The sequence below is a fragment of the Bradyrhizobium sp. 23 genome, assembly GCF_023073295.1.
Classification (GTDB): domain Bacteria; phylum Pseudomonadota; class Alphaproteobacteria; order Rhizobiales; family Xanthobacteraceae; genus Bradyrhizobium; species Bradyrhizobium canariense_D.
Window position 1 is genome coordinate 388348 of record NZ_JADPJF010000037.1, and the last position, 8364, is coordinate 396711.

The window sequence follows — 8364 nt, forward strand, 5'->3', positions numbered from 1 at the left end:
GCCGAACCGGTCAAGCTCAAATTGGCCTTCCCCAGTTCCGACCGCTCGACGAGTTATCTCGCTGCGGTCAAGCCATTCGTCGACGCGGTCAACGCCGAGGCAAGAGGCCAGATCGAAATCGAGACCTATTTCAGCGGCGTGCTTGGAAAGGATCCGGCTGAGCAACCCCAGCTCGTGCTCGATGGTACGGCCGACATCGCCTACGTCGTGACGGGACTGACTCGCAACCGGTTCGCAGACAATGCAATCATCGAGATGCCCGGCCTGTTTACGAACATGCGGGAGTCCGTTGCGGTGTTCAACCGGCTTATGGCCGCCGGCGCGCTGCAAGGATACGACGACTACGTGGTGATCGGCGCCTATGTCACCGAGCCCGAGACGATCCACAGCAACATTCCGATCACGTCGCTGAATGATCTGAAGGACAAGAGAATTCGCGTCAACAATCCGGGCGAAGCCGCAGCGCTCGAAAAGCTCGGAGCGCGGCCCGTATTTCTGCCGGTCACCAAGATCTCCGAAGCCATTGGCAGCGGCAGCATCGATGGCGCCCTGGTACCACCATCTCCATTGGTCGATTACGGCATCAAACGCGTTGCGACCTATCATTACCTTCTTGGCATCAGCGGCGCACCGCTGATGGTTTTGATGAACCGGAAAATATTCAACCGGCTGCCGAAACCTGCACAGGCGACCATCCTCAAATACAGCGGTGCGTGGTCTGCCGGACGTTTCATGGATACCTACGAAGCCGTTGAAAACAGCATTATGGGGGAGCTGAAGTCCGATCCCAAACGCCAGGTGACCATACCCACGCCGTCGGACCTCGATGCGGCCAATGCCGTGTTCGCGGCCGTTGCCGACGATTGGGCTTCGAAAAGTGAGCGCAATGCCGAACTGCTAAAAACGGTTCGGGCCGAGCTCACGAAAATGCGATCGACCCGGTAGCACTGATGCCGTCACTCGCCAGTATCTGGCCTCAGCGAAACATCGTCACCATCGTCGCCGCGCTTGCCATTCTGTTGCTGGGCGCCGGGACGACCCTGAAGATCACGACCGATCATCTTCTCCGTCAAGATGCGACGTCGACCGCTCGTAGCTGGGCGAGGTTCCTGGCGGCCAGTGTCACCGATCTCGAGCAGATCGCCGGCGGCGAGCAGCCTTCCGCCGCGAGCATGGCGTTCTTCCTGTCGGCGCGAAATTCCGGCGAGGTCTTTCACTACGAAATATTCAACCGTAATGGCTACTCCCAGTTCGTTTCGACCCGCGAAAAGATCGCGCTCGTCGACTTGTCTGAATATAGCCCCGATGCGGCGCGATCAGCGGTTGACGGTCTCCCGATCGTCGACGTCAGGGAGGGAAATTCGCCCGACCGACCGGCATTCTTCGCCCGCGCCTATGTCCCGGTCCAGACCGACGGTCGCCTCACCGCTGTCGTTGCGGCCTACGTGGATGAAACCGAGCAACGCAAGAATGTCCACAATACGTTCCTGACCGCGGCCGTGTTCCTTTGCCTGCTGTCAGGTCTCGCCTTCTCCATTCCCGCAATTGCCTGGTATCGGGAAACAAAGGTGAAGCACGCTGACCGGCGCATCCGGTTTCTCGCCCATCATGACGCGTTGACCGGGCTGACCAATCGCCCGCAGCTGATCGAAAAACTGGAGAGCGCCATCGCTCGCCTGCCGATGCGGGGCGGCAGCCTTGCCGTACACTTCATCGACATCGACCGTTTCAAGGAGGTCAACGATTCGCTTGGTCACGACAGTGGCGATTTTCTGCTCAAGTCCATCGCCAAGCGTCTTCGCGCCGCGGCCAGGATCGACGACGTGGTGGCGCGGCTCGGCGGCGACGAATTCGTGGTCGTGCAGAGCGGGATCGCCGGCAAAGCTCAGGCCGAGTCGTTTGCGAGCCATCTCGCCGCCGCGGTAAATGCGACCGTGAAATTCAAGCAGCACGAGATCCTCACCACCGCTAGCATCGGCGTGGCGCTGGCGACGGGGGAAGACACCACCGCCGAGCGGTTGCTCAAGAGTGCCGACCTCGCGCTCTACGCGGCCAAGGCAGCCGGCCGCAACTGCATCCGGTTTTTCCTGCCTGAAATGGACACTGAGCTACAAGCGCGCATCGAGCTCGAGAGGGCGATTCGCGACGCGGTACTGAATGATCGCTTCGAATTGCATTATCAGCCGCTCTTCGAAATATCCCAGCGCCGCCTTGCCGGCTTCGAAGCGCTGATCCGGATGCCCGCGGCGGACGGAACCCTCATTCCGCCATTGACCTTCATTCCGGTCGCCGAGGACTTGCGGCTTATCGACAAGATCGGGGCGTGGGTGTTGCGGGAGGCATGCCGCACGGCCGCGACCTGGCCGGCGCACCTGACCGTTGCAGTGAACCTGTCACCCGTGCAGTTCGTGGCGGGCAACATCGGTGACATCGTCGCCGCCGCACTAAAAGACGCCGGACTCGCGGCGCACCGACTCGAACTGGAGATCACCGAAAGCCTGCTGCTCGGCAACACCGAAACGATCATGGCTCAGCTCCGGACGCTCAAGACGATGGGCGTTGCCATCGTGATGGACGATTTCGGGGCTGGCTATTCGAGCCTCAGCTATCTGTGGCGCTTTCCGTTCGACAAGATCAAGATCGATCGAGCCTTCATGCAGAGCCTCGACGGCCCTCATTGTCAGGTCGGGACAGTAGTAAAAGCGATCATCGCGCTCGGACGGGAACTGCGCATGCGGGTGACGGTCGAAGGCGTCGAGACCGCCAACCAGGCAGCTTTCCTCGACGCGGCCAACGGTGATCAGGTCCAGGGCTTCTTCTTCGGCCGGCCGATCCCCGCCTCAGAGCTCGGCGCCAGCATTCTCGCGGAGTTTGAGAAAGCAATGCCGCGGGCTTCGCCCGCGACCAAGCTGCACCTCGTCAACACATCGGCTGAACGGTAGCACGGACCCGTGCCTCTATCGGCCCAATGCGACTCTTGGCGATCCGCTATCGCAGACAATTCTCATGTTTCAGTTAGCCTTTGCAACACCAACATCGCATTTGGATTCGGCCGGCCGTATCTCGCGCGGAGGTTGCGCGTTGACTCTCAGGTGTATGATGCAAAACAAAACGCGTTTCGATTCGACATTCGAAGGCGGCGGCGGTCCAGATATCGCAAAACCTCTCGCGGTGGACGGAAACCATGACGCGCACGGTTTGCAACGCGCGTTGGATGCGCGTCTCAGTCCCGGCAATGCCGATGCCCCCGCAACCGGCGGCGATGCCGCCGCGGATGTAGCGCAATCCAAGCCGAGCCGGACGCTTCTCCGATTTGTGAAGGCCGCGGCGGGCATCGCCATCGTCGCAGTATTCGGCTGGCTGCCGCTCAGAGCGCTTTTCCAGACGTCAAGCGTCGAAGCCGTCGTCAATTCGAGGCTCGTGACGTTGAGGTCGCCGATTGACGGGAAGATTTCAGCCGGGGCCAGTCTGTCAGGCGATTTAGGCACCGTCGGTGAGGGCACTTTCATCCTCCGTGTCGTCAATCCGCGCGGCGACCGCGTGCGGCTCGATGACCTGCGCAGTCAGATGTCTCGCCTCGAAAACGAAAGGCCGAGCCTCGTTTCGAAGATAGCTTCAGCCCAGGCGGGGCAGAAGGATCTGGCGCGTCAGGCGGCCCTGTTCACAGCGGGGCGCATTCGTCAGCTCGAGGCGCGCATCGCAGAAATCCAAACATCAATCGAAGCGGCCGCAGCGCGTCGTGAAGAGGCGGCAGCCGCGGTGGAACGAGCATCATCGCTCATCAAATCGGGCAGCGTTTCGTCTGTCGAGCTTGGGCGCCTGACGCGGGATCAAACCATTGCTCAGCAGACCGAAATCGGCGCGCGACGCCGTCTGGATGCAACCCAGGTCGAGCTCACCGCCGCGCGCGAGGGCACTTTCCTCGGCGACAGCTACAACGATCGTCCGAGCTCGGTGCAGCGTGAGGAGGAAATGCGGCAGCGGGCTGAAGGCCTCACCGCGGACGTAGCGCACGCCGATGCGCAAATCTCGTGGCTCGTCGGCGAGATAGAATCAGAGCGATCTCGTTACATCGGCCGCTCCGAGGCGGACATCAAGTTCCCCGTCGCCGGCCGAATATGGGAGGTCATGACGGCACCTGGAGAGGACGTCCGGGCCGGACAACCGCTCATTCGTCTACTCGATTGTTCCGGCGCCGTAGTGACGGCGAACGTCACTGAGAGCGTGTATAACGGGCTGCAACTGGGATCTCTCGCACATTTCCGGCCGAGCGCCGGCGGCCCCGAATTGACTGGCACCGTCGTCAATCTCACCGGCTCCGCAGGGGTCGCAGCGAACCTCGCCATTAATCCCGATGCGCTGAGCAAGGAACCGTATCGTGCGACGATTTCGGTCCCCGACCTCAACGATGGCTCCAACGATTGTCCAGTCGGGCGAACCGGACGCGTCATCTTCTCGCCAGACACTGCGAGAAAGCCATGATCGCCGCGCTGACACCGGGCCTTATTGCGCTCGGGTTCTGCGTTGCCGTCCTTCCCTGGTTGCGGCACGAGAACTCCACGGCGCGCTCGCTGATGATCTCAATCGCATTGCTGCTCATGATCCGCTATTTTGGATGGCGCATGACAGCCACGGTGCCGCCCGTCGGCTGGACCGCCGACTTCGCCGTGGGATCCGTGTTCCTCTTCGTCGAGGCTGTATCGCTTGCGGCGGGTGCACTGACACTGGTGTTTCTCAGCCGCTCGACCAATCGAACGCCGCAAGTCGAAGTCAACAGGCGGTGGCTTGCCGGACGGCAAGCTCCGCTGATCGACGTATTCATTTGCACCTACAACGAGGAAACGTCGATTCTGGAGCGCACAATCATCGGCGCCACGGGAATGAACTATCCCAACTACCGCGTCTGGGTTCTGGACGACGGACGGCGTGACTGGCTCGAAAAGCTTGCCGGCCAGCTCGGCTGCCGGTATCTGGCGCGCCCGGACAACAAGGACGCCAAGGCCGGCAACATCAATCACGCCCTGTGGCATGTGGCGGAGCTCGCCGATCCCCCAGATTTCATTTCGATTCTCGACGCCGATTTCGTGCCTATGCCCGAATTTCTCAGCCGCGCGACGTGCCTGTTCCGCGACCAGGGCGTAGGCGTGGTACAGACACCTCAGCATTTCATCAATGCGGATCCGATCCAAACCAATTTGGCCGCGACCAAGGTCTGGCCGGACGAGCAGCGCTTTTTCTTCGATATCCTGATGCCATCGAAGGACGCTTGGGGCGTGGCGTTTTGTTGCGGCACGTCGTCGGTCATCCGATTCTCGTCCCTCGTGAAGATCGGCGGCTTTCCGACCGATTCCGTGACGGAGGACTACTTGCTGACGCTGCGGCTGACGGAAATTGGATCACGCACGGTGTACCTGAACGAGCGTCTGACCTTGGGGCTGGCCCCGGAGGGACTCAAGGAGTACATCACTCAGCGCAGCCGATGGTGTCTTGGCTTCATGCAAATCTTTCGGGGGCGCAGTGGTCCCTTTTCCCGAAGATCGCAGCTGGACGTTGTCGACAGGCTTTCTCTCATCGAAGCATTCATGAGTTGGACCTCGACCTATGTCGTCAAGGTCTTCGGTCTCGTCGTTCCAAGCCTTTATCTTCTCTTCGGCATCAAAGCGGTCCAGGCCGATCTTTTCGAACTCCTCGGATATTTCCTGCCTTTTTATGTCTCGTATTCGCTCACCATGGCCTGGATTTCCCGCGGACGCTCCATGGCGGTGATGTCGGATGTCGCTCAATACATTGCACTGCCGGCGGTTCTCAAGGCCGTGGCGGCGGGACTGCTCCAGACGCAGGGACACACATTCAAGGTCACGGCGAAGGGCGGGGATCGCGACCAACGCTTCGTCGAATGGCCACTGCTCAGGATATACGGCACCGCATTGGCGATTACGCTCGCGGGTATCGTCTATGCCTTCGTGCTTCATGTGCAAGGTGACATGATCGCCTATGGCGGTCTGGCGCTCGCCTGGAGTTTGTACAACGCCATCATTCTGTTGATCGTCTGCCTGGTGTCCATCGAGCAGCCGCGGCGACGGAAGGCCGAGCGGTTCGAGCGAGATGAGCCTGTCCTTTTCAATATCGGTTCCCGGCAGTGCATCTACCGTTTGGCAGACATGTCGATCACGGGCGCTCGCTTCGTGAGCGACAATCCACCACCTGTCGGGACCGCGGTTCGCTGCACCCTCCAGGAGAGAAACGTCGCGGCCCTGGTCGTGCGACGCACGGGGAATGGCTTTGCAATCCGGTTTGATGAAACCCTCAACACCCGCATCGCTCTCATTCGCGCTTTCTATTCCGGTGACTACGTCAGCGCATTCAGCGGCATCCACGCCGCCCCGATCGGCAAAGCATTAATGATGCGGATTTTCGGGTGACTACCTCTGCTGATGAAGCGCAGCACCAAGCTCGCTGAACGTCACCGTCGTTGCCAAGCCGAGCGCTGCAACCGGTTCTTCTCGACCAATGCCTACGTCCAGGCCTTCGGCGCTCGATCGTTCCAGGTAGCGCGCGCCCTATGTAGGCGCCCGCAATTCGCCCTGAAACCAAGCCAAGGTATCAGACGATCTCATTGGGTCGACCAGCACGACCGCGATCTGGTCGACGAAATCGCAAGCGGGACATTCGAAGGTCCAAATCTCAGAACCGGCGGAGCTTGGCGTGATGCGCGCCAGCGTCGTTGTTATCCGGCATGTAGGACAAGGTGGTCGCTGAATGGCCATGAGGCTCGCCTGAATCCGGCGGGAGCGCGATACTCTCAGTCACCGATGGGCGCCGATGCGGGCGGTGATGGACCATCATGGAACCGAGAGCTCTGCCGCCACCGGTCAATATAGACCACCATCCAAATTACGGCCCGCTATCCCAAACATGATCTTTCACAGATCGATTCATTTTTCATCGGACGAGTGCGGAACAGCGAGCGCACCCGGGCTATATCGCCCGATTTCACGACCGCCGGGTCGAGATGGAGTTCAAAGTCCGCGGGCTGCCCTAGCGGCGCGCCCCAGTCGGCGCGTCAGCACGCCTGCCGTTTCGTCCGGCCCTCCAGCTGCGCACCGCGCCACAGCTTTGACAAACGCTTGACCTAGATCAAGCAGCCTTGGTGCGGATTGAGCCGACCTCGATGAGGGGCCAACGTCAAGGTATCGGGCATGCGCGTCTCCGGCAGGATGCTGTTCGTGTTGATGGTTGCCCTGGCATCGCTCGGGGCGATGTCGCAGGAGCGCGCCGATCAACCCACCGCCGACAACGAAATCCGTATCGGCAATGTCATGCCGTATTCGGGACCGCTGTCCGAATTCGGCGCCATCGGCCAGGCGGAAGCGGCCTATTTCGACATGGTCAACGCGCGCGGCGGCATCAACGGCCGCAAGATCCGCTTCATCACGCGCGATGACAATTCCGATCCGACGACCGCGCTGGAGCTGACGCGCAATCTGGTCGAGACGGACGACGTGCATTTGATGTTCGGATCGTTCGGCACGCCCGGTAATCTCGCCACGCGCTGGTATCTGAACGCGAAGAAGATCCCACAACTGTTCGTCGCCTCCGGCGACGAGGAGCTGAGCCAGGCCAAGGCGTTTCCCTGGACCATGGGCTGGCAGCCGTCGTTCCGGTCGGAGGGGCGCATCTACGCCAACTATCTCCAGGCCTATTATCCCAGGAAGAAGATCGTGGTGCTCTGGCAGAACGACCAGTTCGGGCGTGCGCTTCTCAAGGGCCTGGAGGAAGGTCTTGGCGATCTGAACCGTCTCGTCCTCGTCGACATCGCCTTCGACATTGCCGATGAGCATCTCGACGGACACGTCTCGATCCTCAAGCGCGCCGGCGCCGATATCTTCGTCTTTCTCGGTGTACCGTCGACGGCGTCCAAGGTGATCAAGCTGGCGGCGTCGCTCAAGTGGCGCCCGGTCTTCATCGTCAACGACGCCTCCGCCTCAATCGCCAATGCGATGGCGCCCGCAGGCCTGGAGAATTCCTCCGGCGTGATCTCGGCGGCCTTTCTGAAGGACCCGAGCGATCCCGCATGGAAGGACGATCCCGCCATGAAGGACTGGTTCACTTTCATGGACAAATACCATCACGACGAAAGCACCAACAGCAGCGCCGCGCTCTATGGCTACGCCGCGGCAGAGGCGCTGACGCAGGTGCTGAAGCAATGCGGCGACGACCTCTCGCGCGAGAACATCATGCGTCAGGCGGCTTCGCTGAGGAATTATCAGCCTTCGGTCGCCCTGCCCAACATCAGGATGAACACCTCGCCGAACAGCTACCTGCCGATCCGGCAGATGCGGCTGGTCCAGTTCGACGGCCGCT

Annotated in this window: 7 protein-coding genes; 5 read left to right on the top strand and 2 right to left on the bottom strand. The window is 60.9% G+C overall.

Annotation, left to right across the window (positions count from 1 at the left end):
• Positions 1-21: 21 nt before the first annotated feature.
• Positions 22-945, top strand: a complete 924-nt coding sequence (dctP, locus tag IVB32_RS07985) for a TRAP transporter substrate-binding protein DctP (RefSeq protein WP_247410091.1) — start codon at positions 22-24, stop codon at positions 943-945.
• An 11-nt stretch (positions 946-956) separates the two neighbouring features.
• On the opposite strand, the gene IVB32_RS07990 is transcribed toward dctP, so the two are convergent.
• Together IVB32_RS07990 and IVB32_RS43010 are read right to left on the bottom strand one after the other, a co-directional pair.
• Complete coding sequence (locus IVB32_RS07990; protein ID WP_240543323.1) at positions 957-1217, bottom strand: hypothetical protein; 261 nt, start codon at positions 1215-1217, stop codon at positions 957-959.
• Between the two features lie 99 nt (positions 1218-1316).
• The gene (locus IVB32_RS43010) at positions 1317-1478 is read right to left on the bottom strand and encodes a hypothetical protein (protein WP_240543322.1); all 162 of its coding nucleotides are present in this window, start codon (positions 1476-1478) and stop codon (positions 1317-1319) included.
• A gap of 90 nt (positions 1479-1568) precedes the next feature.
• On the opposite strand from IVB32_RS43010, the gene IVB32_RS08000 reads away from it, so the two are divergent.
• From IVB32_RS08000 to IVB32_RS08015, 4 genes are all read left to right on the top strand, one after another.
• Complete coding sequence (locus IVB32_RS08000) at positions 1569-2942, top strand: EAL domain-containing protein (RefSeq protein WP_345946687.1); 1374 nt, start codon at positions 1569-1571, stop codon at positions 2940-2942.
• A 157-nt stretch (positions 2943-3099) separates the two neighbouring features.
• The gene (locus tag IVB32_RS08005; RefSeq protein WP_143273909.1) at positions 3100-4482 is read left to right on the top strand and encodes an HlyD family secretion protein; all 1383 of its coding nucleotides are present in this window, start codon (positions 3100-3102) and stop codon (positions 4480-4482) included.
• Entirely contained in the window at positions 4479-6422 is a 1944-nt protein-coding gene (locus IVB32_RS08010) for a glycosyltransferase (RefSeq protein WP_247369056.1), read from the top strand. The genes IVB32_RS08005 and IVB32_RS08010 overlap by 4 nt, the downstream gene beginning before the upstream one ends.
• A gap of 777 nt (positions 6423-7199) precedes the next feature.
• Positions 7200-8364, top strand: a 1165-nt coding sequence (locus tag IVB32_RS08015) for an ABC transporter substrate-binding protein (protein ID WP_346731093.1), incomplete at its 3' end; no start/stop codon positions are given.

Excerpts from the sequence above, each read along its gene's own strand:
- IVB32_RS08010 (WP_247369056.1), top strand. The coding sequence starts at position 4,479 with ATGATCGCCGCGCTGACACCGGGCCTTATTGCGCTCGGGTTCTGCGTT.
- IVB32_RS08005 (WP_143273909.1), top strand. The coding sequence starts at position 3,100 with ATGCAAAACAAAACGCGTTTCGATTCGACATTCGAAGGCGGCGGCGGT.